Raw genomic sequence first — 26,300 nt, 5'->3', positions numbered from 1 at the left:
CAGGAATATGCAACCCGCTTCGGCTTCGATGCAGAGAAGAACCCGGCCTACCTGACGCTGGCGCTTGGAGCCGGCGCTGTCACGCCACTGCAAATGGCAGGAGCGTATGCGGTATTTGCCAATGGGGGATACAAAGTCAATCCCTACATCATCTCCAAGGTAACCGATTCCGAAGGTCGAGTGCTGTCGAAGGTCGCTCCGGAGCGTGCCGGCGATGAGGCGCATCGCGTGATCGATGCACGCAATGCCTTCTTGATGGACAGCATGATGAAAGACGTCGTCAAATCCGGCACCGCCACTAAGGCGCTGGTATTGAAGCGCCCGGACATTGCCGGCAAAACCGGCACTACGAACGATTCCTTCGATGCCTGGTTTGCCGGATATAGCCCAAAGGTTGTCGGCGTGGCATGGATTGGATTTGATCAGCCGAAAAATCTTGGAAACAAGGAAACCGGCGGCGGCCTCGCGTTACCGATCTGGATCAGCTACATGCAAAAAGCATTGAAGGACTCTCCAATCGAAGAACGTCCGGTTCCGGAAGGCATAATCCAGGTTGCGGGCGACTATTACTATGCCGAGAACCCGCCAGGCGCAGGCGTGGGAAGCCTGGGCGTTGGCGATCGCCCAAGCTCGGAAGAAGAAAAAGCAAGGGACGAGGTCAAGAACGAATTGTTCTGATCGAGCGGTTCACTGAAGAAGCCGAAGCCGGTAACGCGCTTCGGCTTTTTTCCGTCTGCTACGCCCGCTCGCCCATGACGATATTGGCGTTTCCCTGTTCATTGACCATTGTTGCAAGCGATGCGAACAACTCCGATCGGTCGCGAGTATTCAACCACCGGCCATTTTCATGGCGGTAATGAAAACCACCCGATCGTGCAGCAATCCACAGTTCCTGCATCGGCGTCTGGCTGTTGACGATAATCTTCGAGCCGTTGTCGATAAATTCGATTTCCAGAACATTTCCGCTCCGACTGCATTCCACATCCAGTTCGCCGTTGTCCGACGCAGCTTCCAGGATGGTTTCAATTCTGGCCAGCGCAGCTTCAGCCAGCGCCAGGAATTCAGATTCAGTCATGCTACACTCCGCTCAGTTTTATCCAACCATGATTCTAAACGTGAAGTTCCTATCTGATTTCCGGCGTCTTGCGCTGCTGGTGGTTGTCATGACGTCGACAGGGGTTCTTGGCGCTTGCGGCCAGAAAGGCCCCTTGTTCCTTCCGGCCAAACCGCAGCCGACAGCACCCGCAGCAAAGCCGGCGCAAACCGCGCCGACACAGGATCCTGCTCCCGCTTCCAAGTAAATCGATCATCATGCCGCATTTCACTTACAAAGACGGCGCGCTATTCGCCGAGAACGTCGCCCTGCGCGACATTGCCCGACAGTTCGGCACGCCTGCCTACGTTTATTCCAAAGCCGCCTTCACGGAAAATTATTTGGCCTATGCCAATGCCTGCGCGGAACACCGTCGTGGTGAATCCGGTGCGCTAGTGTGTTATTCCGTCAAATCCAACTCGAATCTTGCAGTGCTGAATCTGTTAAGCCGCCTCGGTTCCGGGTTCGACATTGTCTCCGGCGGCGAACTGCAGCGAGTGATTGCAGCCGGAGGCGACCCACGCAAGGTGATTTTCTCCGGAGTCGGCAAGTCGGCAGAGGAAATGCGTCTGGCATTGACCCATGACATTTTGTGCTTCAACGTGGAATCGGTCGGGGAACTGCATCGTTTGAATGAGATTTCCGGTGAAGTCGGCAAGCAAGCCCCTGTTTCGCTGCGCGTCAATCCCAATGTCGATGCGAAAACCCATCCATATATTTCCACCGGCCTGAAGGAAAACAAATTCGGCATCGACTTCGATGAGGCCATGGCGGCTTATCGCCTTGCCGCTTCGCTGCCCCATCTCAAGGTGGTGGGCATCGATTGCCATATCGGTTCGCAACTTCTGGACGATGCGCCATTGCTCGAAGCACTCGACAAGGTCATCGAATTAATCGACCAACTGGCTGCTGAAGGCATACACCTCCATCATCTGGATATCGGGGGCGGCATAGGCATTACCTACGCGAACGAGCAGCCGGTGCCGATCGGTGATTATCTCGCAAGATTATTCCGGAAGGTCGATCAGTGGCGCATGGCTAAGCACGATGGCGCGCCGATCCAGGTCATGTTCGAACCAGGCCGGTCGATTGCTGGCAACGCAGGCATTCTGCTGACCGAAGTGCAATACCTGAAACACGGCAGCACAAAGAATTTTGCCATCGTCGATGCGGCGATGAATGATCTGATGCGGCCGGCAATGTACGAAGCTTGGCATGGTGTGCAACCAGTGCTCCAGCGCGCGGAACGAGCTAAGACCTATGATGTTGTCGGACCGGTCTGCGAATCCGGCGACTGGCTTGCGAGGCAGCGCGATCTGGCGATCGAACAAGGCGATTTGCTGGCGATCATGTCGGCGGGTGCGTATGGCATGACGATGGCATCCAACTACAACACACGCGGCCGGGCAGTCGAAGTAATGGTGGATGGAGACCGCGTGCATCTGATCCGCCGCAGGGAAGCCGCAACCGAGCTGTATGCACTGGAGTCCGTTCTCCCCTGATGTCTGATCTGCTCCTTCGTCGGCTCAACAGCTTGAAAACCAGTGCGCCGGACGAAGTTTGCAGCGATGTGCGGACATCACGGTTCTGGATGAAGCCACGTAAGCGGTTCGATAGATTCCCTATGCGGCGCTGCGGCCCTTGGCCGTTGGACTCTTCGACGGCAGGAGCTTCCAGTACAGCCGCACGCCAAGCAGCAATCCCAGCACGGAACCGAAAACAATCGGTTCCGCAAAATCGCTTTTACCTGCTTTCATCCACCAGAAGTGAAGGATGGCAAGCGGCGCGATGATGTATATCGTTCGATGCAGCCAAAGCCAACGCCTGCCGCCCAGGCGTTTGACCATGCCGTTCGTGCTTGTCAGCGCCAATGGTATCAACAGCACGAATGCGGCAAAACCGACGGTGATGAACGGACGCTTCAACACATCCTTGAGCATTTCAGCCACGTCGAAGAAATGGTCGAACCAAAGAAAGGTGACGAAATGCAGGAAAGCATAAAAGAACGTGAACAGGCCGGCCATCCTGCGCAGCCTGAGGAGCCAGTTCCAGCTTAGCAGGCGTCGCAATGGCGTCAGTGCCAGTGTTATGCAAAGGAAGTACAAGGTCCAGTCGCCGGTGTTGCGAGTGATGAATTCGATTGGATTGGCACCGAGTCGTTCGGCAAATGCAAACAGTACGAGACGGGCGAACGGCAGCAGGGACGCCGTGAAAAACAGCGCTTTGATTGCCGCGAGCTGCCGAGGCGTCGGATTGAACATGGCCAGCGTCTAACGCGTCAAAAGAACTTCTTCAAGTCCATGCCGGTGTATAGCGATGCCACCTCGTTATACCCGTTGAACATGAGCGTTTTCCGCTTCCTGGTCAGAAAACCGTCTTCGCCGATGCGGCGCTCGGTAGCCTGAGACCAGCGAGGATGATCGACTAATGGATTGACGTTGGAGTAAAACCCGTACTCCTGGGGCGCCGAAATATTCCATGCCGTCTTCGGCTGGTCGCGCGTAAAGCGGATCTTGACGATCGACTTCGCCGACTTGAAACCGTATTTCCAGGGCAGCACGATGCGCACCGGCGCACCGTTCTGATTTGGCAATACTTCGCCATACATGCCCAGCGCCAGCATCGCGAGTGGATGATTGGCTTCATCCATCCGCAATCCTTCAACATAAGGCCATTCAAGAACCGGATTGCGCAGTCCGGGCATTTGCGCCTTGTCGGCCAGCGAAATGAACTCCACATACTTCGCATTGCCATTCGGCTCGACTTTTCTGATCAACTCCGCCAGCGAATACCCGATCCACGGGATCACCATCGACCATCCTTCGACGCAACGCAGACGATAGACACGCTCCTCGAGCGGCGCGAGCTTCAGCAGCGTATCGATATCCAGCGTCACCGGCTTCTTCACTTCGCCTTCGATTGCCACCGTCCAGGGACGTGTCTTTAACGTACCGGCATACTGCGCCGGATCTGCTTTGTCGGTTCCGAATTCGTAGAAGTTGTTGTAGCTGGTCGCATCCTTGTAAGACGTGGTTTTCTCCATCACCACATATGCCGGATTTGATTTTGCGGCCAGCTTCGTCACTGCCGATTGCGCAAATGCCTCACGTGCCGCCATTTGAGCAAGCGCACCGCCTGCAATCGATCCAACTGCCAGCTGCCTGATGAATGTCCGCCGCGATTCGAAGACGTCACGCGGCGTGATTTCGGAAGCAAACGGAATATCGACGCCATTGGGGCCGGGTTTGATCAACATGCGCGCTCCTGTTCATTTTGTCCGACCTTGGTCGGACATGCAGGCCATATCCTTACAAATGATTATTAGTTCGAAGGGTTATAGCTGCCCATACGAATGCAGACCGGACAGGAACATATTGACGCCAAGGAAAGCAAAGGTCGTTACCAGCAACCCGACCAAGGCCCACCACGCGGCGACCTGACCACGCAACCCCTTCATCAATCGCATATGCAGCCACGCGGCGTAATTCAACCAGACGATCAGCGCCCAGGTTTCCTTCGGATCCCACGACCAGTAGCCGCCCCATGCTTCAGCTGCCCAGAGCGCGCCGAGGATGGTAGCAATGGTGAAGAAGGCGAATCCAACCGCGATCGCCTTGTACATCACATCATCGAGCACCTCCAATGGAGGAAGACGATCGGCCAGCAGGCCTTTCGATTTCAGCAGGTAAGCAATGCCAACCATTGCCGCGAGTGCGAACGTGCCGTAGCCGATGAAATTAGCGGGTACGTGAATTTTCATCCACCAGCTTTGCAGCGCCGGAACCAACGGCTGGATTTCCGCCGCTTCCCGACTGACTGTGTACCACAACAGGAATCCCACGGCTGCCGAAACGATCAGCATGACGAACGGCCCGAGCTGCCGTGTAGCGTAGTGCTGCTCGTAATACAAGTAGAACAGCGCGGTGATCAGGCAGAAAAGGATGAATACTTCATACAGGTTGGAAATGGGAATGTGCCCGACATCGACGCCAACCAGGTAGGACTCATACCAGCGCACCAGCATGCCGGTAAAACCGAGCACGACAGCCGCCCAGCAAAGCTTGCTGCCGATCGAGCCGCCGAAGTCGGATCTGGCGATCAAGCCGCCCCAGTAGAACAACGTAGAGAGGAAGAAAAGCGTGCTCATCCACAGGACGGCCGACTGGCTCGAGAGGATGTACTTCAGAAAAAATCTGGTATTTGCGGCGTCCAGCGAACCGCCATACAACGCTATTCCCGCCAAAGCCAAGACGGCAAGCACGGCCATCAACGGGCGTATCGGCTTCCAGTACCAGCCCAGCCAGGCGAACGTCGGCGCGGTCAGTAGCAGGATCGCTTTTTCATAGCCATCCATGTAGGCGCCAAACCGGCTCAAGGCGAACAACGCACCGGCGACCAGTGCCAGCCCATAAAGCCAGTCGATCGCCGTGAGCCGCTTAAAGAAACCCGGTGGTGCCTCGTAGGTCTGTGCTTGTGTCATTTCCATGATTTTCTCCATCTCTTTCCCGCATTCAATGCGGCGCATTCTTGCACATTCAGGCGCCCTGCGTCAGGCGGCCTTTCAAGGTATCGAATTCCTTTTCGAAATCCAGTGTCTTGCGTTGCGAGCTCATTGCCATCAGTGCGTGTGACCGGCCATCTGCATCGGACTTTACCCAGATCCAAAGGCGGCGTTCACGGATGTAAAACATCGAAAACACGCCCAAGGTCAATAACAGGCAGCCCAGATAAACCACCTTTTTGCCCGGAGAGCGCGTCACTTGAAGCACAGACGCCTTGACCTCTTCAAATTCCTTGAGCTGCAGGTAAACCGGTGCGCCGTAGAAGAACGAATCGGACAGCGCATTGGTCGACAACTGAAGAAAGCGCGCCTGCTTTTCATCCCCCGCAACAGGTTTCAGTCCGTCTTTTTCCCGTGCAGTCTGCCATAGTTCCCACAGACTGCCGTTCAGGATCTTCATGAAGATATCTGCGGCCTTTTCCTGTTCCTGCGGCGGAATTTTTTCAAGAAATTGCGATACGGCCAGGTAGCCGCCCATTCCCTCCTCGCCGGCGAAAATCGACAGCCCCTTCAGAGCGGACTGCTCCAGTTGCTCTCTAAGCTTGTCCGCCGTATCGCGCGAGCTCGGCATGGTGCGCTGCGCGTAACGCTTTGCCGCTTGCGCCCTAAGTGCCGGATCGGAAAGCGCTGCCCGCAAGCGCATCCACTCTTCCACGGTGTCGCTGTCGTCGGCAGGAATGCGCAGATACCGGAATGGCTCGTTCGGCGAATTGCGCACGCCGGTGAGGAACATGTAATCACCTTCCACCTGCACCGGCTGCATGTAATTGTGATATTCCCTTGCCTGGCCGGTCTTGTCGCGAATCTTGTATTGCACGCTGGGTCCGACGTTCTTCAGATCCTTGTTATTCGCATTTTTTGCGGCGGAGCCAAGCTGCTTATCGAGGCCCGCCGTGAATTTTTCGTTGAATGTTTTTTTGGTATCGACAGCGCGCACATCCTGCCCGCTTTGCGCCATGTTCTCGATGTTGAACATCCGGAAGCCGGACCATTCGACGGTGTATTCTGCATCGGCGTTTTTGGACAACGGGGTCGTGCTGCCAACCTCGCCCGCAATTGCGAATGCGTCATCCTGCAGGCCCGACATGGGATACCCCGAGAGCTTCAGCTTGCTTCCGCCATCCTCGAAGCTCGACTGATAGACGGCGATGCCCTTGTAGATCAAGGGCTCGTTAACCTTGATCGTTGCCGGAAAGGTATGACCGGTAATGTTATCGCGCACCACCACTTCGCTGGCAAACAGTTTCGGCATGCCGGTAGAGTAGTGCTCGATGATGAACTTGTTCAATTTGATGGAGAACGGCAACTCCTGAATCAGCACACCGCTCTGCTGCGGGATGATTGCGGTGGTGCTGGCGCCACCTTCGGGAATCAATGTGTTGCCGCGGAACGTCGGGTTGCCTAGCCCCAGGCGATGCTGCGCCGGAATGTCGGCGATGATGCCGTTGCCGGAAAACGGTGTTTTGTCATACACCCATTTCTGAAAACGGATTGGCAGATCCGAGTCTAGCAGGCCGCCGATGCAGATAATCACGATCGCGCTATGCGCGAATATATAACCCCATTTGTTGGCCGCTCCTTGCTTGGCAGCGATCAGGCTGGCATTTTCCTTTTCGACCAGCTTCACCTTGTAGCCGTTAGCGGCAACCTGACCGGCGAGACTCTGCGCGAATGCCGTTCGTGCGGCTGGGGATGTCCATGCGGCCTTGTGATGAAAATTGAGTAGCGACTGTTCGCGTACATTGTCGCGCCAGCTGCGCATATCCTTGAGCATCTTGGGCGTATTGCGGATGAGGCACAACGACGTCGATAGAACCAGGAACGCCATGATCAGCAGGAACCACCAGGCGGAATAAACGGCATACAGGCCCAGTTTTTCGAACACATCGAACCAGAACGGCCCGAACTGGTTCACGTAATTGGGCATCGGCTCGTTCTGCTTGAGGACGGTACCGATCACCGATGCGATCGAGATCAACGACAGCAGGCTGATTGCGAAACGCATCGACGATAACAGTTCGACCGCATCGGCCAACCAGCGTCGATTGGTGTTGAGATGCAGTCCGGATGTACTTGTAGTCATATTCTCATCAAAAGAAAAAGGGGCGGCCTTGGCCACCCCCTTGATCCGTCATTTTTCTTATTTTGTTTATTTACTTCAGGCCGGCAATGTAATCCGAGACCGCCTTGATTTCGTCGTCCGACATCCGCTTGGCGATGGTCGTCATCTGCTGACTGTTGTTGCGCGCCCCAGAGCGGAAATTCACCAATTGCGCCGCGGTATATTCCTGATGTTGGCCGCCAAGCCGCGCAAACTGGGCAGGAATACCGGCACCGTTCGGTGCATGGCAGCCTGCGCAGGCAGGGACATTCTTTTCAGCGATACCGGCACGATAGATCTGCTTGCCGATCTCGATTGTTTCCTTGCTCTTCGCCGCGCCGGGCTTCTGCGCCTGCGTCACGAGATAAGCAGAGAGATTGCGCATATCGTCATCGGTCAACGCCTTGGAAATAGGCGTCATGATTGGATTGTTGCGCTCAGGTGTCCTGAAGTCGGCGAGTTGCTTGAACAGATATGCCTCATGCTGGCCCGCCAGCTTGGGGTTCTGCACGATTGTCGAATTGCCGGCAGCGCCATGGCAGGATACGCAGGCAACCAGATTGCGGGAGGCATCGCCCTTGGTGTACAGCGCCTCACCTTTGGCAGGGTCGGCCTTGGGGGCTTTTTTCTCTTCTGCTGCATGAGCGACGGACGAAAGCGCCAGCATCGCGACCAACACGGATTTTACAAACGGTAAAAACGCACGATTCATTCAAACACCCTGAGACTTGATATTAAAATTCTGGCCTGTTGCCGGAGATCGTCTGTGCGGCTTCGCTTTTGCGGCGCAACATACATAACCCCTTATTGTACAATAGCTTCTCGGCATTTTGCCTCTCTTGCTGTATTTTCTCCTATCTCTATGTCCCTACTTTGGCAAGCCCGTTTCTTCACTACGGTGAACCATCTGCGCGACTTGCCAAATACGCAAGTCCCTGAGGTTGCTTTCGCTGGACGTTCAAATGCCGGCAAATCGACAGCAATCAATATCCTCTGCAATCAAAAAAAACTGGCTTTCGCATCGAAGACGCCTGGCCGGACACAGCACATCAATTATTTTTCCATCGGCGGCGCGCATGTCGGCATGCATCGGAAAGACGAAACCAGAGTCGATGAGATCCGCGCCTTGCTCGTGGACCTGCCTGGATATGGCTATGCAGAAGTCCCGGGTGCGGCCAAGAACCACTGGAATCAATTGCTGGGAAGCTATGTTCAGCAAAGGGCCCAGCTGAGCGCCCTGGTGCTCATCATGGACTCACGCCGTCCTTTCACCGAACTGGATATCCAGATGCTGGAATGGTTTGCGCCGACCGGCAAACCGATTCATTGCCTACTGACGAAGTCGGACAAACTGAGCCGCAATGAAGCAACCAATGCATTACGGCTTGCGCGGACAGTATTGAGCAGCTATGTTGATGCGCAAGGCCATCCTTTCCCATTCACTGCGCAACTCTTTTCGGCACTGAAACGTATTGGCTTGGAGGAAGCAGACCAGCGGATTCTGGAACTGCTGTCTTTGAATGACGATACGGAAATCGGGCCGCCAACAGATGCGGGCTGAATACCGGGAGAAAATGCAGACGAAAAAAAGCCCTGGAGAAAGGGGAAGATCTCCAGGGCAGTAACGCCTTATCGCTAATGCTACGATATGGCCCCGCTCAGGGAGGAGAAGCGGGAGGTGAGTGATCACCTATTCCTGAGATGGAGCGAGGCCGAAAAAGTTTCATATTTCCATACGAAAATTCACCATTTTTCGTATTCCACTTTCATCGCTTGTTTATATCGTTCACTTACCTCGACATGGCCGACAACCCATTCAAACCCAACTTCCCCGCCATCAGGATGCGCCGCATGCGCAAGGACGCCTTTTCCCGTGCAATGATGCGCGAAAATGTCGTTACAACCTCAGATCTGATTTACCCGGTCTTCATCCTTGAAGGCGAGAATCATCGCGAAAAAGTAGGCTCGATGCCTGGCGTAGAACGGCTTTCCGTTGATCTGCTGTTGACCGTGGCGGAAGATTGCGTTGCGCTTGGCATTCCTGTCATGGCCCTTTTCCCGGTGATCAATCCGACACTGAAGACACCGGACGGCATCGAAGCGACCAATCCCGATGGGCTGGTTCCCAGGGCAGTACGCGAACTCAAGCAGCGCTTCCCGGAGCTGGGCATTCTGACCGATGTTGCGTTGGACCCTTACACCAGCCATGGGCAGGACGGCGTCATCAATCAGGATGGATATGTGCTCAATGACGAAACCTGCGCACTACTGGTAAGGCAGGCGTTGGTGCAGGCCGAAGCCGGAGTCGATATCGTGGCGCCATCCGACATGATGGATGGCCGCATCGGGGCGATCCGGGCCGGCCTCGAATCACACCGCTTCATTTACACCCGCATCATGGCGTACTCGGCCAAATACGCATCCGCCTTTTATGGTCCGTTTCGTGACGCTGTCGGATCGGCAGCCAATCTCGGCAAGGGCGACAAGGCCACTTACCAGATGGATCCGGCCAACAGCGACGAGGCGCTGCGCGAGGTCGCGCTGGATATTGCGGAAGGCGCCGATATGGTGATGGTCAAGCCGGGCATGCCTTATCTGGATATCGTGCGACGGGTCAAGGATGAGTTCAAGGTGCCGACCTTTGCTTACCAGGTGAGCGGTGAGTACGCGATGATCAAGGCTGCCGCGCAGCATGGCTGGCTCGATCACGATAAGGCGATGATGGAATCCATGCTGGCATTCAAGCGTGCAGGCGCCGATGGCGTACTGACCTACTTTGCGCGCGACATTGCCCGTCGGCTGAAACTCGGTTGATCCGCACGCCTTCTTTTCAGCTACCATTGCCTGACAAATAAAAATTGCCGCTTCGGCGGCAAATGGAGGCAATGATGCAGGAAAAAGTCATCACGCTGGCAACGCCGGTTTTTTTCTTACTCATCTTCATTGAACTGGCTGTCGGCCTGCTGCGGCACCGCAATACCTATCGTCTCAACGACGCAATCAATAGCATCAGCCTCGGCGTACTCAGCCAGATCAGCGGCGTGTTCATGCGCCTTCTGCGTATCGGCATTTATGCATGGCTGCTTGAACATGTTGCCTTGTTCAGGCTGCCGGCGGACAGCCTTTGGGTCTGGGTGTCGGGATTATTACTCTATGACTTCTGCTATTACTGGCTGCATCGCATGGGGCATGAAGTCAATATTCTCTGGGCAGCGCATGTCGTTCATCATCAGAGCGAGGACTATAACCTGTCGACCGCATTGCGCCAGACCAGCAGTGGCGCGTTGCTGGGTTGGATCTTCTATATCCCCATGGCAGTTCTCGGCTATCCGCTGGAAGTATTCGCCGCGGTGGCACTGATCGATCTGCTCTATCAATTCTGGGTTCACACCCAGCAGATTGGCAGGCTGGGATGGTTCGACCGCGTCTTCGTGTCACCGTCCAATCATCGCGTGCATCATGCGGTCAATGATGTGTATCTCGATAAAAATTATGGCGGCATCCTGATTCTCTGGGACCGCATGTTCGGCACCTTCATCGAGGAGCGCGACGACGAGCCGGTCGTGTATGGCACGCGCAGTCCGTTGCGCAGCTGGAATCCGCTCTGGGCAAATATCGAGGTGTATAAATCGATCGCAAAGGATGCATGGCATACCCGCCGCCTGCGTGACAAGCTGCGCTTGCTGTTCGCCCGGCCCGGATGGCGTCCGGCTGACATCGAAGCAGTCCATCCAAAAGTCGATTTCGATATCCGGCACGCGTTGTACAACCCCGAGCTTACCCGGTCGGAGCAGATTTATTGCCTGGCACAGTTCTCCGTGTTATTACTGACCACCACACACTTTCTTGCCGTGCACAACACGATTCCCGGCTGGTCGGGACTGGCCTACGCGGCCTGGCTTGGAGGAGGACTATGGATCATCGGCGGCCTGATGGAGCGCGCTTCCGGCTATTCCTTGCTCGAATCGGTCAGGCTCGTTGGCACGGCGATTGGCGTACTGGTGACCGGGTCATGGTTTGGGGCCCCCACTCTTCCTCCCATCGTGCAAAGCGTGATCGTGGTATCGGCTCTCATTTCGCTTGCCGCATTCTGGATGGTTTTGAAATCTCTTCCCGCACCACATGGACATTTTTCTCATCAGTAGACAACAGGTTTCCCGTATTACCGAAAGACCGGCCGATATATCCGACGAGGAATTTCTCTGGCTCGATACGACTCACGACGAAGTTGCCGCCGACGTACAGGCATGGCGCAGCACCGTTGAAGGAATGACGGGCGTTCATGTATACGACCCGCATTTGCTAGACATTACCAACCTGTCCCATCCGTCTTATTTCGATTCAACCCAAGACTACGCGATGGTGGTCTTTCGCAAACTGGACCTGAATAATCAGCCCGAGGCACAAGCCGTACAGGTGGAAGACAGTAGCAAACGCAAGGTACCGCAGGCACTCGCCAAATTGGCTACCAAGCCAGTTACCTTCCTGCTGATTGGCCGTACGCTGATCACCATTCATGCAGCGCGCAGCCGTACCGTGGAGGCGACCCGCAACCGGCTGCTTGACTACAAGCACAAGCGCGACGGCAGTTTGAATACCGCCCGCCCACCAGTGTCGCCGGAAGAATTGATGCTTCGCCTGCTGAATGCGATGGTTGACCAGTATCTCGAACTTCGACAACCGCTGACCGCACAAATCGACCGCTGGCAACGCGCCCTGTTGAATCCGCGCCGCCCGTTCAATGATTGGCTTGCATTGCTCGATGCCCGTATCGAGTTGCGCAAACTCGACCAACTAAGCGAGGGGCAACTGGACGCCTTGCAGGAACTACGGGATTACATAGTGGATGTCAAAGGCAACCACGATGACCGCAAGGAATCCGATCTTTTGCTGGTTCGTATCAATGATGTAATCGAGCATATCAGCCGCGTTCTGAATCATGCGCGGCGGCTCGAATCATCCATCGAGTCTGCCGTGCAGATTCATTTTTCGCTCATGGCGCATCGTACCAGCGAGATCATGCGGACTCTGACGGTAATCACGGCGCTGTTCATGCCGCTTACTTTAATTACCGGCATTTTCGGCATGAATTTCGATTACCTGCCGCTGCTGAAAGACCGCGCAGGTTTCTGGATCACCATAGGGGCAATGCTGCTGCTCGTCATCGTCATGCTGCTTTACTTCAGGCAAAAACGATATCTTGAAGACCGCGCTTTCGACAGTAGGAAATAGCTGTCCGCCCGAACCCATAAAAAAAGCGCCCGATCGTCGGGCGCTTTTTGTCATTTACGGCAATCGTTATTTGTTCGGTTGCGGCGTCAGGCGAAGATAAGGCCGCGGCGCGGTGTATCCCTTCGGATATTTCTGCTTGATAACATCTTCATCCTGAATTGTCAGCGGAATAATGACATCCTCACCGTCCCGCCAGTTGCCTGGGGTCGCAACGGTATAACCGTCAGTAAGTTGCAGGGCATCAATGACACGCAGTATTTCATCGAAATTGCGGCCAGTGCTCATTGGGTAAGTAATCGTCAGACGGATCTTTTTCTTGGGGTCGATCACGAACAATGAACGTACGGTCATCGTCTCGGACTGATTTGGATGAATCATGTCGTACAGGGCTGCAACTGTTTTGTCCGCGTCGGCAATGATCGGAAATCCGACTACTGTGTTCTGCGTTTCTTCGATATCCTTGATCCACTGCACATGCTTGTCCGCCGGGTCGACAGATAAGGCAATCGCTTTCACATTCCGCTTATCGAACTCCGACTTGAGCTTCGCAGTCAGGCCAAGTTCCGTGGTGCAGACCGGAGTGAAATCCGCCGGGTGGGAAAACAATACGACCCAGGAATCACCTGCCCATTCATGAAATTTGATCTTCCCGATCGAAGAATCCTGTTCGAAGTCTGGGGCAATATCACCAAGACGCAATGTCATATCCATCTCCCAAAAGTTATTAAGCAATGAATATATTCGCACACTGCTCTGTTATCAACAACAAGGAAATTAGCTGCTTATATCGGTTCTTGTATAAGCAGCGTTCCCGAAAGACATCCCGCCTAAAAACTAGTCACCAAACCAAGTGACTGATTGAATTTGTCAGCGTTTTGGTAACCGATGACGCGACCTCCCTGAATTTCCTTGCCCTCTTTGTCGAAGAAGATAATGCCTGGAGGCCCGAAGAGTTTAAATCGCTTCAACAACGCCTTGTCGTCGGCGTTATTGGCCGTTACATCTGCCTGAAGCAGCACCATATCCGCGAACCGGGCTTGAATGCGCGGATCGGAGAAGGTGAACTTTTCCATTTCCTTACAGGAAACACACCAGTCCGCATAAAAATCCAGCATGACTGTTTTGCCTTTTGACTGCGCCAGCACGGCATCTAGTTCGTCACTTGACTTAACCCGTACGAACTCTGTTTCGGCTGCGTGGCCTTTTGTAAGGTGCGCCAATGGCGCCAGCACATCGCGCCCGCCGGTCGCCACGCCAGCCAGTTGCAACAGTCCCAATGCGGCAAATATCAATCCGATGGCCTTTGTTTGCCATGGACCAAGTCGGTTGAAAAGCAGATACGCACCATATCCGATGCCCAATGCCGCCCAGCCAAACATTTGCATGGCGGTCGATAATAGCGGCGAAGCAATCCACAACGCCAAACCCAGCATCAGCACCCCGAAAAAGCGCTTTACGCCTTCCATCCACGCGCCTGCACGCGGCAATAACGCTCCTGCAGACAGTCCTACTAGCAGCAATGGCACGCTCATGCCGACAGCCATGGCAAATAGCGCGCTTCCGCCAACCACGACGTCTCGCGTCTGGCTGATGTACACCAACGCGCCGGCCAGGGGCGCGGCAACACAGGGGCCGACAATCATTGCTGAAATTGCACCCATCGCGAACACGCCTGCCAGTTTGCCGCCCGATTGCCGCTCCGAAAACCTCGCCAGTTTCGTTTGTATCGATGCTGGCACCTGCAACTGATACACGCCAAACATCGACAGTGACAATGCCACCATCAGCACGGCGAACAGCGCAAGCACCCATGGCTTTTGTAAGCTCGCCGAGAGTCCTTCTCCGATCAATCCGGCCGCGACACCGAGTGCCGTGTACACCAATGCCATACCCAAGGCATATACCACTGACAACGTAAAGCTTCGTGAACGATTTGTCTGGGCACCTTCACCGACGATGATGAACGAGAGGATCGGTACCATGGGCAACACGCATGGCGTAAAGGACAGGCCCAGGCCAAGCAGAATGAAAAGCGGTACGATTGCCAGAAGCTTCCCGCTCTTCAATGACGCCTCGATCCTGCCCATGTCGGAGTCCTGCATGGAGGCTGCCGGCGGTCCCGCGGTAGACGATTGTGCCGCACTGCTTTCGGCCGGTGTGGTCATTGCAGCCGGTTCGGTCCGCGCCGCAGTGATTGCCGCCAGCAATCCGCCGCCCTTGGGTGACAAGGTCGCTTGCGAGTCCATCGGCGAATAACACAATCCCGCATCCGCGCATCCCTGGCTGGTTGCCGTCAGGGTGAAGCTTCCGGCGGCTTCTACCGGCAATTTGATAGTGATGGACTTGCGATACGTTTCCACATCCTTCTGAAACGTCTCATCGAACTTAATTTTTCCTGGAGGTATTACGGGTTCACCCAGAGCTGCGCCGTCGGCCTTGAATGCAAAGCGCTCCCGGTACATGTAATAGCCGTCCGCGATACGGTAGGTAATCTCGACCGTCTTTTCGTCCGCCATCTTTGCGGAGAATTTAAACGCCACGTCAGGCGCCAGATAATCCTCGGCGGCCCGTGCGGACGACTGCAGCAGCAACATCGAGGCGAACAGGCCGATGGTTGCAAATAGCAATAGGGAGCGATGGAATATGCGTCGATTAACTGTGATCATGCGATTCCGATACCGCATCGTTGTGTTGCTCGCTTTCATTCTTATGCGTCCTGCTGCTTTCTGGTTTCCTGCCGAATCCACTCCAGGTAAGCCATTGAGACTTCGGTAATCGGTATTGCGATGATTTCCGGTACTTGATAGGGGTGCATGTTCTTGATGGCCAATTCGAGATCGGGGTATCGATCCGCCATGGTTTTGATATGTATCGGGATTTCGCTTGCATCTTCAATAGCGCCCTCCCACCGGTAGATTGATTGAATGGAAGGCAATATATTGACGCATGCCGCAAGTCGCTCATCCAGGATCAGCCGGGCGAGCTTCCTTGCACTATCTGCGTCCGGCATATTGGTCATTACGAGAAGGGCCTGTTGCATGGTCAGAATAAACCCAATGTTAAAAATTACTTGAGCAAGCGCCTGCGTGTCATGATCGCCGCCGCATAATAACCTGCAACACAATATCCCATCAGAACCGCCAGGTCGGTTATAGGCGTTGCCGGCCAACTGCCGAGAATCATCGGCCGGACCAAGTCAACCGCGGCGCTCAACGGCAAATAGCGCGCGACTTCCTGAAGCCAAGACGGCAATTGCGTAATTGGATAGTACACGCCCGACACAAATATCATTGGCGTCAGCAGGAGCGTGAAATAGTAGGTAAAAAAATCATAGCCTTTTGCAAAGGCGTTGACCACCAAACCTAGCGAAGCGAAGGTCATACCGATCAAGAACAGAACCGGTAGCACGATCAGCGTATGCCAATGTATTCCTATCCCGAGAGCAAAAAGCACTGCGACGATCGCAATGCCGGAAAACATCGACTTGGTCGCAGCCCATAGCATTTCAGCGAGCACGACGTCGTCCAGTGCCAGTGGGGCGTTCAGCAATGCGTCCCATGTCCTTTGTACATGCATGCGCGAGAATGCAGAATAGAGTGCCTCAAACGACGCTGCCATCATGACGGACATGCAAATCGAACCTGAGGCGAGATACTGGATATAGGGTATGCCCTCGACGGTTTTTAGCAGGCTGCCCAAACCATATCCGAATGCTATCAGGGTGATCAGCGGATCGGCGATGTTGCCCAGTACACTGACCACCGCAAGTTTTTTCCAAACCAGGAAGTTACGGCGCCAGATCGGATAGAACCGCCATGAAAACCGAGGCAGCTCCAGCATGCTGTTGCTCATTTTCAATCCCGCATCTCCCGTCCTGTAAGCTTCAGGAACAAGTCTTCCAAATTGGCGGGGCGATGCAGATAGCGTACGCCCTCAGTCGCCTGCAAACCATTTAAGAGTGCCTGTGCATCGTTTGTATAGCAAAACACCGTTTCTCCGCTAACTTCTGTGCGCGCCGATTGCTGACGTCCGATTCGCGAGCTCCATGCATGGGCATTGTCGCCATACACTTCAACGACTTCAGCCTCGATATGCTGTCGGATGAGATCGCGCGGCGATCCTTCCGCAATCAACTGACCGTGATCGATAACTGCCAGGCGATCGCAAAGTCGTTCCGCCTCGTCCATAAAATGTGTCGTGAGCAGGATTGTCTTGCCCTCTGCCAGCAGTGCTTTCAACCGGTCCCAGATGAGGTGCCTCGCCTGCGGATCAAGCCCGGTGGTTGGCTCATCCATAAATATGAGATCAGGATCATTTACCAGCGCACGGGCTAATGTCAGGCGCCGTCGCATTCCTCCGGAGAGTTCAGTAATTCGAGCGCCCTTCTTCGCAGTCAAGCTGGCAAACTCCAGAAGCTTGGGTATGCGTGCGCGAATTTGAGCGTCGTTGATGCCGAAGTAGCGGCCGAACACCAGCAAGTTTTCCTCGACAGTAAAGTCCGGATCCAAATTATCCGCTTGCGGGACTACACCGACCCGCAAGCGCGCAACGCGTGCCTGGGCCGGAACCGGCTTGCCTACCAAAGTGATTTGTCCTCTGTCGGGCTCGGTCAGCCCAAGGCAGAGACGTAAGGTCGTGGTCTTTCCTGCGCCATTTGGTCCAAGCAGGCCATAGCATTCGCCCTCCCGTAGCGAAAACGAAAGTCCATTGACGACAATGTTCTTTTTGTCGGCGTTTCCATAACTCTTATGGAGATTGGATACTGAGAGAATGGCAGATTTGGGCATGCCTGACATTATGGCGCAAGAACAAAAATCGCTCTTGATACCAAACGTCGCAACGCCAGAATGCAAAAAGCCAGGCATGCACCTGGCTTTTGCGATCGCGGTCTTTTGACCTTATTCTGCTGTTTGAACTTCTGTCGCTTCGCTGAGTTCCGGACGATCAACCAGTTCGACAAACGCCATTGGCGCGTTGTCACCCTGACGGAAACCCATCTTCAAAATGCGGAGATAGCCGCCGTTACGGGTTGCGTAGCGCGGACCCAGCTCTGCAAAAAGTTTGACAACCATCTCACGGTCACGCAGACGGCTGAAAGCCAGGCGCTTGTTTGCGAGCGAATCGGTCTTGCCAAGGGTGAGGATAGGCTCGACAACACGACGCAGTTCTTTTGCCTTTGGCAGGGTGGTCTTGATGGCTTCGTGACGCAGGAGCGACACAGTCATGTTGCGCAGCATTGCAAGACGGTGTGACGAAGTACGGTTCAGTTTACGAAGGCCGTGACGGTGACGCATGGTATTTCCTTTCAGTTTCGAAGTTTAAGTCCAGCTCTTCTATCGACGATAGGTCGCGGGCCGGTACGTATTGGTACGGTTTGCACTACTTGTAGAGCGGGCCTTCCGCTATAGGAAGGCCATATCCCATCTTAATTACTTTTCCAGACCAGCCGGCGGCCAGTTTTCGAGTTTCATTCCCAAGGTCAAGCCGCGGGAAGCCAGCACTTCCTTAATCTCGTTTAGTGACTTGCGTCCGAGATTTGGTGTTTTCAACAGTTCGTTTTCGCTGCGCTGAATCAAGTCGCCGATGTAATAAATGTTCTCGGCCTTGAGGCAATTTGCGGAACGGACTGTGAGCTCCAAATCGTCGACAGGACGGAGAAGAATTGGATCGACAGACGGCGCACGCGACGGTGCTTCTGCCGCCGCCTCTGTACCCTCCAGTGCGGCGAAAACGTTCAGCTGATCGACAAGAACGCGAGCAGACTGACGGATCGCTTCTTCAGGCGAGATGACGCCGTTGGTTTCGATGTTGATAACGAGTTTGTCGAGGTCGGTACGCTGTTCCACACGGGCAGATTCGACGGCATAGGAAACACGGCGGACCGGGGAAAACGAAGCGTCGAGGATGATACGGCCAATTGTCTTGTTCGCATCTTCAGACAAGCGGCGCACGTTACCAGGTACATAGCCCCGGCCTTTTTCCACCTTGATTTGCATATCGAGCTTACCACCTGCAGTCAGGTGTGCGATCACGTGATCCGGATTGACCAGTTCCACATCGTGTGGGAGATCGATGTCCGATGCATACACAGCACCTTCGCCATCCTTGCGCAGGGTGAGCGTCACTTCGTCGCGGTTATGCAGTTTGAATACCACACCCTTGAGGTTCAGCAGCATGTCAACAACGTCTTCCTGCACGCCGTCGAGCGACGAGTATTCATGTACTACGCCGGCGATTGTCACTTCGGTAGGCGCATAGCCAACCATGGACGACAACAGCACACGGCGCAGGGCGTTGCCCAGAGTATGGCCGTAGCCGCGCTCGAACGGCTCCATAACCACTTTGGCGCTGCCGGCACCAAGTGCTTCCACTTCGATGATACGGGGCTTCAACAAACTGTTTTGCATGAAATGTCCTTTTCAATACCCTCGGCTCGTTACACCGATAAGGCTGATGGCATTACGAAAGAAGCCTGCCTTGGTAGGCAGGCAGGGGAACTAATTAACGGGAATACAATTCGACGATCAGCGATTCGTTAACGTCGTTTGCAATTTCGGTACGGTCCGGCATCGACTTGAAGACGCCTTCCATTTTCTTCGCATCAACGGCCACCCATGTCGGCATGCCGCTTTGTTCGGCCAAAGACAACGCTTCTAGAATACGCGCCTGTTTTTTGGCCTTCTCACGTACAGCAACTACATCGCCTGCCTTGACTTGATATGACGCGATATTCACGACGTTGCCATTAACAGTAAACGCTTTGTGGCTCACCATTTGGCGCGCTTCTGCGCGTGTAGAACCGAAGCCCATACGATAAGCGACATTGTCGAGACGCGACTCAAGCAACTTCAATAAGTTTTCACCGGTATTGCCCTTGCGACGATCGGCTTCAGCGAAATAGCGGCGGAACTGACGCTCGAGGATGCCGTACATCCGTTTAACCTTCTGCTTCTCGCGCAACTGATTACCATAATCCGAGGTACGGGCACCAGAAGTACGGCCATGTTGCCCTGGCTTGGAATCAAGTTTGCACTTTGAATCCAAGGAGCGGCGTGCGCTCTTCAGGAAAAGGTCGGTGCCTTCACGGCGGGAAAGTTTTGCTTTTGGTCCAATGTAACGTGCCACGTTATTTCCTTATTTATTGAATGACGCCCCGCCCGAGCCAAGAAACGACTCGCCAGGCGCTAGTCTGATTCAACTACAACCAGACGGTGGTCTTAAGAACAAAACCCGCCAAGTGCGTTGGCGGGCGACTTACAACATCGAAAACGGAAAGCAGGAAGGACCCTGCTTTCCGTTGACGAAAAATTAGATACGGCGACGCTTAGGCGGACGGCAGCCGTTGTGCGGCACAGGCGTCACGTCCTGAATCTGGGTGATTTTGATACCTAGATTATTGAGAGCACGGACTGCCGATTCACGGCCTGGTCCAGGGCCTTTAATCCGGACTTCCAGATTTTTTACGCCACACTCAACAGCGACCTTGCCCGCGGCTTCTGCTGCAACCTGGGCTGCAAATGGCGTGGATTTACGAGAGCCCTTGAAACCCGCGCCACCCGACGTTGCCCAGGAAAGCGCATTGCCCTGACGGTCAGTAATCGTAATAATTGTGTTGTTGAAAGACGCGTGGATGTGCGCGATACCTTCTGCAACGTTCTTTTTAACTTTTTTACGCGCGCGTGCTGCGGCGGCGTTATTAGGGGCTTTTGCCATAATGATTTCCTTGGAACCGACGACTTACCGGGATTATTTCTTCAACGACGCTGCAGCCTTACGCGGGCCTTTGCGGGTCCGTGCATTGGTGCGTGTACGCTGACCGCGAACCGGAAGCCCTTTACGATGGCGCAAGCCGCGATATGATCCAAGATCCATCAATCGCTTGATGCTCATCGACACTTCACGACGCAGATCGCCTTCAACAACGAACTTGCCCACTTCGTCGCGAAGCTTTTCCAGCTCGTTGTCGTCCAGGTCCTTGACCTTCTTAGTGGTCAATACGCCTGTCGTTTCGCAAATTTGCTGCGCGCGTGGACGACCGATACCAAAGATGGCCGTCAAGCCGATCACGGTGTGCTGATGGTTGGGGATATTAACCCCTGCAATACGTGCCATTCGTTATTCCTCGATCAATAACGTTAATTAACCTTGGCGCTGCTTATGACGCGGTTCCGTGCAGATAACACGAACAACGCCTTTGCGCTTGATGATTTTGCAGTTGCGGCAGATCCGCTTAACTGATGCGAGCACTTTCATTTCGCCCTCTTTCCTTGATTTTTAAACATTACGCAACGGAGTAAAGCGAACCGCAACTCCATCCCTACCACAACACATTACTTCGTCCGGAACACGATTCGCGCCCGGCTCAAATCATAGGGAGTCAGCTCGACTGTCACCTTATCTCCTGGCAGGATCCGAATGTAGTTCATCCGCATCTTGCCGGAAATATGCCCGAGCACTACATGCCCGTTCTCCAACTTGACTCGAAATGTTGCATTAGGAAGATTCTCAAGAATCTCACCCTGCATTTGAATAACATCGTCTTTTGCCATTCGGTTTCTTCGCTGTCCCCGCGCTTAACGCGTTGGAATCCCGCCCTTGAAATTTGCTTTGCGCAGCAGCGACTCATACTGCTGAGACATAACATAGTTCTGTACTTGTGCCATGAAATCCATGGTAACCACAACGATGATCAGCAAGGAGGTTCCACCAAAATAGAATGGCACCTTCCAACGAGCGATCAAGAACTCCGGCAACAAGCACACCAGGGTGATATACAACGCACCCGCAAGCGTTAACCGCATCAAGATCTTGTCGATATATCGCGCTGTTTGGTCACCGGGACGAATACCGGGAACAAACGCACCGCTCTTTTTCAGATTTTCCGCTGTTTCCTTGCTGTTGAACACCAAGGCAGTGTAGAAGAAGCAGAAAAACACAATCGCAACCGCATACAGCAATGCGTGAATCGGTTCGCCGGGCGCAAGTGAAGCGGCCAGATCCTTCAAGAACCGAATGAATGGATTGGTCGTATCACCCGAGGTGAACCAACTCGTGATGGTCGCTGGAAAAAGAATAATCGACGATGCGAAGATTGGCGGAATCACACCAGCCATATTCAACTTCAGTGGCAAGTGACTGCTCTGACCACCATAAATCTTATTTCCTACCTGGCGTTTTGCGTAGTTGACGAGAATCTTGCGCTGGCCTCGTTCGATAAACACAACGATGAACGTTACGGCGGCAACAATTACACAAATCAAGATTGCAGACAGCGCACTCATTGAGCCGGTACGAACCAATTCAAACAATCCACCCAATGCGCTCGGCAAGCCTGCAGCAATACCGGCGAAAATAATGATCGAGATTCCGTTACCCAGACCGCGCTCCGTGATTTGCTCACCTAGCCACATCAAAAACATGGTGCCGGTTACCAAAGTAACAACCGTGGTGAATCGAAATGCCAATCCTGGATCCAGCACTAGGCCAGCTTGCGATTCAAGCGCAACTGCGATGCCAAGCGCTTGAAATGTCGCGAGCACCAGCGTGCCGTAGCGGGTGTATTGCGTGATCTTGCGCCGCCCAGCCTCGCCCTCTTTCTTCAATGCCTCCAATTGCGGCGACACGATCGACATCAACTGCATGATGATCGAAGCCGAGATGTAAGGCATGATGCCAAGAGCGAAAACGGTGAACCGCGACAGCGCCCCGCCGGAGAACATGTTAAACATCCCCAGAATGCCGCCTTGGTTTTGTTTGAACAGTTCTGCTAGCTGAGTTGGATCAATTCCCGGAACAGGAATGTGAGCGCCGATACGATACACCACCAAAGCCGCAAGCAGAAACCACAAACGCCCCCAAGGGAATCCGCTTGCTGCGCTCTTGGCGAGTTGAGGGGATGTTGCCAATTATTGCTCCGAAATTGTTGATTGCAAAGGCAGTCGCTTAGGCAACAGAACCGCCAGCTGCTTCAATAGCCGCTTTCGCGCCTTTTGTCGCAATCAATCCAGTGACGCTCAATTTCTTCGTAATCTCGCCTGCTTTAATAATACGAACTACGCGAGCGAGCTCCGGAACCAGACCTGCCTGCTTTAATGCCAGCATATCGACATCGCTGACTGGCAGGTTTTCAAGATCGGACAGCCGAACTTCTGCTTTATATGGCGTCGCAGCGGATTTGAAGCCGCGCTTTGGCAACCGCCGCTGGAGTGGCATCTGGCCGCCTTCAAAGCCGACCTTATGAAATCCACCTGCGCGCGACTTTTGTCCTTTGTGACCACGTCCAGCTGTCTTACCGATGCCGGAACCAATACCACGTCCGACACGCCGCTTGTAGTGCTTCGCGCCGTCAGCAGGTTGAATGCTATTCAATTCCATTATGTTCTCCGTTCGCAAGCCCAAAAGCTTACGAAACCACTTTCACGAGATATGAGACCTTGTTGATCATGCCACGAACAGCTGGCGTATCCTGCAGTTCGGATACGGAATTGACGCGACGCAGACCTAAGCCACGAACCGTAGCGCGATGGCTTTGCTTGGTGCCGATCAAACCTTTGACCAGCTTTACTTTGACTGTGTTTGTCATAACGTCACCTTAGCCCAGGATGTCCTCGACGGACTTGCCACGTTTTGCAGCAATCTCCGAAGGAGTGTTCATTTTCGACAATCCGTCCAGAGTGGCACGCACCATATTGTACGGGTTCGTCGAACCGTTCGACTTCGCAACCACATTGGTCACGCCCATCACCTCAAAGATGGCGCGCATTGGACCGCCGGCAATTACACCAGTACCGTCCTTTGCCGGCGAAATCATTACCGAAGACGCACCGTGCTTGCCTGTGACGGTGTGTTGCAAAGTTCCGTTCTTTAACGAAACTTTAATCATCTTGCGGCGTGCTTCTTCCATCGCCTTTTGCACCGCGACAGGCACTTCCTTTGACTTGCCTTTGCCCATGCCGATCCGACCATCACCGTCACCAACAACGGCGAGCGCCGCAAAACCCATGATACGGCCGCCCTTGACGACTTTAGTCACACGGTTCACCGCAATCATCTTTTCGCGCATACCATCGTCGCGCTCTTCGCCTTGCTGCACTTTCGCTTGCATTTTTGCCATGACGACTCTTCCTTAGAACTTCAGACCGGCTTCGCGGGCTGCTTCGGCAACTGCCTTCACACGCCCGTGATAACGGAAACCGGATCGATCAAACGCTACTTCCGCGATACCGGCCTTGAGTGCTTTCTCAGCGACTCGCTTACCGACGAGTGCTGCCGCAGCTGCATTTCCACCCTTGCCCGATTTACCAGCAAGTTCCTGTCGCACTTCGGCTTCAAGCGTAGAGGCGGAGGCCAAGACCTGCGCATCAGGACCAATGATGTTCGCGTAAATATGCAAGTTGGTACGATGCACTGCCAAGCGGTTAACTTTAAGTTCTGCGATCTTGGCACGCGTTTGACGTGCACGGCGCAGACGTGATTGTTTCTTATCCATCGTCAACCCCTATTACTTCTTCTTGGTTTCTTTAAGCGTGACTACCTCGTCCGCATAGCGAACACCTTTGCCTTTATAAGGCTCGGGACTACGGTAAGCACGAACTTCGGCGGCCACCTGACCGACCTGCTGACGGTCGACGCCCTTGATCAAGATTTCGGTCTGGGAAGGCGTTTCGCACTTCACGCCTGGAGGCATCAGGTGGACGATTGGATGAGAAAAGCCCAACGATAGATTCAGCTTTTCGCCTTGAGCTTGGGCACGAAAGCCCACGCCAACCAGGCTTAGCTTCTTCTCAAAACCTTTCGTAACGCCATTGACCATGTTATTGACCAATGCACGCACGGTACCGGTCATTGCGTTCGCTTCGCGACTTTCGTCTGCGGGAGCAAAGCTTAATACACCGTTTTCATTTTTAACTGCCACTTGACCTGTCAGTGCCAAAGTCAGCTGACCCAAAGGCCCTTTAACTACGATCTGCTCTGCCGCGATAGTCGCCTCGGCGCCCTTCGGCAGTTCAATCGGCATTTTACCTACACGAGACATCTTGCACTCCTTAAGCGACGTAGCAAATCACTTCGCCACCAACACCGGTAGCGCGCGCTTTGCGATCCGTCATAACGCCTTTTGGTGTGGAGACGATCGCCACGCCGAGTCCGTTCATGACATTGGGAATATCGTTCTTGCCTTTGTAGATCCGCAGACCTGGGCGGGAGACCCGTTCCAGCCGCTCTATTACAGGGCGCCCCGCATAATACTTAAGGCCAATCTTCAGTTCTGCCTTACCAGCATCTTCGCTGACAGCGAAGTCTTCGATATAACCTTCGTCCTTCAAGACATTAGCTATAGCGATTTTTACTTTGGAAGAAGGCATGGCAACCGTAGTTTTTTGCACACCTTGGGCATTGCGAATGCGTGTCAGCATATCGGCGATAGGATCGCTCATACTCATTACATGTTCTCCTATTACCAGCTAGCTTTTGTCATTCCGGGAATCTCGCCGCGCATGGCGATTTCACGGATCTTAGTACGGGCCAAACCGAATTTACGGAAAGTACCGCGCGGACGACCAGTAAGCGCGCAACGATTACGTTGCCGAGTCGGATTTGCGTTACGCGGAAGCGCTTGCAACTTCAATCGTGCTTCGTAACGCTCTTCCTCGGATTTTGATTGATCGTCGATGATTGCCTTCAACTCAGCTCGCTTGCCTGCATATTTCTTTACCAGGTCTGCGCGCTTTTGTTCACGGTTAATCAGTGCCAGTTTTGCCATGGCAGCCTCAGTTTCTGAACGGAAATTTAAATGCGGCGAGAAGCGCTTTCGCTTCATCGTCGGTCTTTGCAGTCGTGGTAATGCTGATGTTCATGCCACGAAGCGCATCGATCTTGTCGTACTCGATCTCGGGGAAAATGATCTGCTCTTTCACTCCGATGTTGTAGTTGCCGCGGCCGTCGAATGCACGGCCGGACACGCCGCGGAAGTCGCGTACGCGTGGCAAAGCCACTGTTATCAAGCGATCTAGAAATTCGTACATGCGTGCACCGCGCAAAGTGACCATACATCCGATCGGATAACCCTCACGAATCTTGAATCCAGCGATCGCCTTACGGGCCTTTGTTACCACAGGCTTTTGGCCAGCAATCTTGGTAAGGTCGCCAACGGCATGCTCGATGATCTTTTTGTCTGCGACGGCTTCGGACAGACCCATATTGAGCGTAATCTTCGTGAGTCGCGGAACTTCCATGACCGACTTGTAACCGAACTTGGTCGTCAAATCGCCGACAACCTTTTCTTTGTAAAATTCTTGGAGACGGGCCATGATGTC

Annotated in this window: 34 protein-coding genes; 7 read left to right on the top strand and 27 right to left on the bottom strand. The window is 54.0% G+C overall.

All coding sequences use genetic code 11. From position 1 onward, the window contains the following. Positions 1-678 (top strand): penicillin-binding transpeptidase domain-containing protein (locus tag VGU61_RS05430; protein WP_326858082.1); only part of this gene is annotated, 678 nt, incomplete at its 5' end. Positions 679-736: 58 nt separating this feature from the next. Here VGU61_RS05430 and cyaY read toward each other — a convergent pair. Continuing rightward, the gene (gene cyaY / locus VGU61_RS05425; RefSeq protein WP_326858081.1) at positions 737-1,075 is read right to left on the bottom strand and encodes an iron donor protein CyaY; all 339 of its coding nucleotides are present in this window, start codon (positions 1,073-1,075) and stop codon (positions 737-739) included. 40 nt (positions 1,076-1,115) lie between these two features. Here cyaY and lptM point away from each other — a divergent pair, with 40 nt between their 5' ends. Together lptM and lysA are read left to right on the top strand one after the other, a co-directional pair. Then, positions 1,116-1,301, top strand: a complete 186-nt coding sequence (gene lptM, locus VGU61_RS05420) for an LPS translocon maturation chaperone LptM (RefSeq protein ID WP_326858080.1) — start codon at positions 1,116-1,118, stop codon at positions 1,299-1,301. Between the two features lie 10 nt (positions 1,302-1,311). Further along, positions 1,312-2,595, top strand: a complete 1,284-nt coding sequence (gene lysA / locus VGU61_RS05415; protein WP_326858079.1) for a diaminopimelate decarboxylase — start codon at positions 1,312-1,314, stop codon at positions 2,593-2,595. 120 nt (positions 2,596-2,715) lie between these two features. On the opposite strand, the gene VGU61_RS05410 is transcribed toward lysA, so the two are convergent. The 5 genes from VGU61_RS05410 to VGU61_RS05390 form a co-directional block, all read right to left on the bottom strand. Next, positions 2,716-3,354 (bottom strand): protein-methionine-sulfoxide reductase heme-binding subunit MsrQ, encoded by a 639-nt coding sequence (locus VGU61_RS05410; protein ID WP_326858078.1) that lies wholly within the window; start codon positions 3,352-3,354, stop codon positions 2,716-2,718. Positions 3,355-3,371: 17 nt separating this feature from the next. Next, positions 3,372-4,349: a protein-methionine-sulfoxide reductase catalytic subunit MsrP gene (gene msrP / locus VGU61_RS05405; protein ID WP_326858077.1), complete on the bottom strand. Its 978-nt coding sequence runs from the start codon at positions 4,347-4,349 to the stop codon at positions 3,372-3,374. A 78-nt stretch (positions 4,350-4,427) separates the two neighbouring features. Beyond that, positions 4,428-5,579, bottom strand: a complete 1,152-nt coding sequence (gene ccsB / locus VGU61_RS05400) for a c-type cytochrome biogenesis protein CcsB (RefSeq protein WP_326858076.1) — start codon at positions 5,577-5,579, stop codon at positions 4,428-4,430. 49 nt (positions 5,580-5,628) lie between these two features. Next, positions 5,629-7,737 (bottom strand): cytochrome c biogenesis protein ResB, encoded by a 2,109-nt coding sequence (locus VGU61_RS05395; RefSeq protein WP_326858075.1) that lies wholly within the window; start codon positions 7,735-7,737, stop codon positions 5,629-5,631. 70 nt (positions 7,738-7,807) lie between these two features. Further along, a complete protein-coding gene (locus VGU61_RS05390) occupies positions 7,808-8,467 on the bottom strand; it encodes a c-type cytochrome (RefSeq protein ID WP_326858074.1) in 660 nt (219 codons plus the stop codon). Positions 8,468-8,617: 150 nt separating this feature from the next. Between VGU61_RS05390 and yihA the strand changes: the two genes are divergently transcribed. The 4 genes from yihA (at position 8,618) to VGU61_RS05370 (ending at position 12,987) form a co-directional block, all read left to right on the top strand. Then, complete coding sequence (gene yihA / locus VGU61_RS05385) at positions 8,618-9,316, top strand: ribosome biogenesis GTP-binding protein YihA/YsxC (protein ID WP_326858083.1); 699 nt, start codon at positions 8,618-8,620, stop codon at positions 9,314-9,316. 239 nt (positions 9,317-9,555) lie between these two features. Continuing rightward, on the top strand, positions 9,556-10,569 hold the full coding sequence (gene hemB / locus VGU61_RS05380; RefSeq protein WP_326858073.1) for a porphobilinogen synthase: 1,014 nt from the start codon (positions 9,556-9,558) through the stop codon (positions 10,567-10,569). A 74-nt stretch (positions 10,570-10,643) separates the two neighbouring features. Next, entirely contained in the window at positions 10,644-11,900 is a 1,257-nt protein-coding gene (locus VGU61_RS05375) for a sterol desaturase family protein (protein WP_326858072.1), read from the top strand. Further along, on the top strand, positions 11,878-12,987 hold the full coding sequence (locus tag VGU61_RS05370; protein ID WP_326858071.1) for a magnesium transporter CorA family protein: 1,110 nt from the start codon (positions 11,878-11,880) through the stop codon (positions 12,985-12,987). The genes VGU61_RS05375 and VGU61_RS05370 overlap by 23 nt, the downstream gene beginning before the upstream one ends. A gap of 66 nt (positions 12,988-13,053) precedes the next feature. Here the strand turns inward: VGU61_RS05370 and VGU61_RS05365 are convergent, their stop codons facing one another. From VGU61_RS05365 to rplE, 21 genes are all read right to left on the bottom strand, one after another. Next, on the bottom strand, positions 13,054-13,692 hold the full coding sequence (locus VGU61_RS05365; protein WP_326858070.1) for a peroxiredoxin: 639 nt from the start codon (positions 13,690-13,692) through the stop codon (positions 13,054-13,056). Between the two features lie 122 nt (positions 13,693-13,814). Continuing rightward, a complete protein-coding gene (dsbD, locus tag VGU61_RS05360) occupies positions 13,815-15,581 on the bottom strand; it encodes a protein-disulfide reductase DsbD (protein ID WP_414691599.1) in 1,767 nt (588 codons plus the stop codon). 113 nt (positions 15,582-15,694) lie between these two features. Beyond that, complete coding sequence (cutA, locus tag VGU61_RS05355) at positions 15,695-16,006, bottom strand: divalent-cation tolerance protein CutA (RefSeq protein WP_326858068.1); 312 nt, start codon at positions 16,004-16,006, stop codon at positions 15,695-15,697. 47 nt (positions 16,007-16,053) lie between these two features. Continuing rightward, complete coding sequence (locus VGU61_RS05350) at positions 16,054-16,839, bottom strand: ABC transporter permease (protein WP_326858067.1); 786 nt, start codon at positions 16,837-16,839, stop codon at positions 16,054-16,056. 2 nt (positions 16,840-16,841) lie between these two features. Next, positions 16,842-17,774 (bottom strand): nodulation factor ABC transporter ATP-binding protein NodI, encoded by a 933-nt coding sequence (gene nodI / locus VGU61_RS05345; protein ID WP_326858066.1) that lies wholly within the window; start codon positions 17,772-17,774, stop codon positions 16,842-16,844. 111 nt (positions 17,775-17,885) lie between these two features. Beyond that, positions 17,886-18,281: a 50S ribosomal protein L17 gene (gene rplQ, locus VGU61_RS05340; protein WP_326858065.1), complete on the bottom strand. Its 396-nt coding sequence runs from the start codon at positions 18,279-18,281 to the stop codon at positions 17,886-17,888. Between the two features lie 135 nt (positions 18,282-18,416). Further along, positions 18,417-19,394, bottom strand: coding sequence for a DNA-directed RNA polymerase subunit alpha (locus VGU61_RS05335; RefSeq protein WP_326858064.1), 978 nt, complete (start codon positions 19,392-19,394; stop codon positions 18,417-18,419). A gap of 94 nt (positions 19,395-19,488) precedes the next feature. Then, complete coding sequence (gene rpsD / locus VGU61_RS05330) at positions 19,489-20,112, bottom strand: 30S ribosomal protein S4 (protein ID WP_326858063.1); 624 nt, start codon at positions 20,110-20,112, stop codon at positions 19,489-19,491. Between the two features lie 183 nt (positions 20,113-20,295). Next, complete coding sequence (gene rpsK / locus VGU61_RS05325) at positions 20,296-20,700, bottom strand: 30S ribosomal protein S11 (protein ID WP_326858062.1); 405 nt, start codon at positions 20,698-20,700, stop codon at positions 20,296-20,298. A gap of 33 nt (positions 20,701-20,733) precedes the next feature. After that, the gene (gene rpsM / locus VGU61_RS05320) at positions 20,734-21,099 is read right to left on the bottom strand and encodes a 30S ribosomal protein S13 (protein ID WP_326858061.1); all 366 of its coding nucleotides are present in this window, start codon (positions 21,097-21,099) and stop codon (positions 20,734-20,736) included. 27 nt (positions 21,100-21,126) lie between these two features. Beyond that, positions 21,127-21,240, bottom strand: a complete 114-nt coding sequence (gene rpmJ, locus VGU61_RS05315; RefSeq protein ID WP_014004415.1) for a 50S ribosomal protein L36 — start codon at positions 21,238-21,240, stop codon at positions 21,127-21,129. A 77-nt stretch (positions 21,241-21,317) separates the two neighbouring features. Further along, entirely contained in the window at positions 21,318-21,536 is a 219-nt protein-coding gene (gene infA / locus VGU61_RS05310; protein WP_005663428.1) for a translation initiation factor IF-1, read from the bottom strand. Positions 21,537-21,560: 24 nt separating this feature from the next. Continuing rightward, positions 21,561-22,892: a preprotein translocase subunit SecY gene (secY, locus tag VGU61_RS05305; protein WP_326858060.1), complete on the bottom strand. Its 1,332-nt coding sequence runs from the start codon at positions 22,890-22,892 to the stop codon at positions 21,561-21,563. Between the two features lie 37 nt (positions 22,893-22,929). Then, complete coding sequence (gene rplO, locus VGU61_RS05300; RefSeq protein ID WP_326858059.1) at positions 22,930-23,361, bottom strand: 50S ribosomal protein L15; 432 nt, start codon at positions 23,359-23,361, stop codon at positions 22,930-22,932. Between the two features lie 28 nt (positions 23,362-23,389). Beyond that, positions 23,390-23,569: a 50S ribosomal protein L30 gene (rpmD, locus tag VGU61_RS05295; RefSeq protein ID WP_326858058.1), complete on the bottom strand. Its 180-nt coding sequence runs from the start codon at positions 23,567-23,569 to the stop codon at positions 23,390-23,392. Between the two features lie 9 nt (positions 23,570-23,578). After that, a complete protein-coding gene (gene rpsE / locus VGU61_RS05290) occupies positions 23,579-24,100 on the bottom strand; it encodes a 30S ribosomal protein S5 (RefSeq protein WP_326858057.1) in 522 nt (173 codons plus the stop codon). Positions 24,101-24,112: 12 nt separating this feature from the next. After that, positions 24,113-24,475, bottom strand: a complete 363-nt coding sequence (gene rplR / locus VGU61_RS05285) for a 50S ribosomal protein L18 (protein ID WP_326858056.1) — start codon at positions 24,473-24,475, stop codon at positions 24,113-24,115. Positions 24,476-24,487: 12 nt separating this feature from the next. Beyond that, positions 24,488-25,021 carry a 50S ribosomal protein L6 gene (gene rplF, locus VGU61_RS05280; RefSeq protein WP_326858055.1) on the bottom strand — a complete coding sequence of 178 codons (534 nt, stop codon included), beginning with the start codon at positions 25,019-25,021 and terminating at the stop codon, positions 24,488-24,490. Between the two features lie 10 nt (positions 25,022-25,031). After that, positions 25,032-25,427 (bottom strand): 30S ribosomal protein S8, encoded by a 396-nt coding sequence (gene rpsH / locus VGU61_RS05275; protein ID WP_326858054.1) that lies wholly within the window; start codon positions 25,425-25,427, stop codon positions 25,032-25,034. A gap of 14 nt (positions 25,428-25,441) precedes the next feature. Then, complete coding sequence (gene rpsN, locus VGU61_RS05270) at positions 25,442-25,747, bottom strand: 30S ribosomal protein S14 (RefSeq protein ID WP_326858053.1); 306 nt, start codon at positions 25,745-25,747, stop codon at positions 25,442-25,444. Between the two features lie 7 nt (positions 25,748-25,754). Next, positions 25,755-26,294, bottom strand: coding sequence for a 50S ribosomal protein L5 (gene rplE / locus VGU61_RS05265; RefSeq protein WP_326858052.1), 540 nt, complete (start codon positions 26,292-26,294; stop codon positions 25,755-25,757). Positions 26,295-26,300 lie beyond the last annotated feature (6 nt).

Origin of the sequence: Noviherbaspirillum sp. (assembly GCF_035944575.1) — a bacterium.
Lineage (GTDB): Bacteria > Pseudomonadota > Gammaproteobacteria > Burkholderiales > Burkholderiaceae_D > Noviherbaspirillum.
This window is presented reverse-complemented; position numbering and strand designations above follow the sequence as displayed.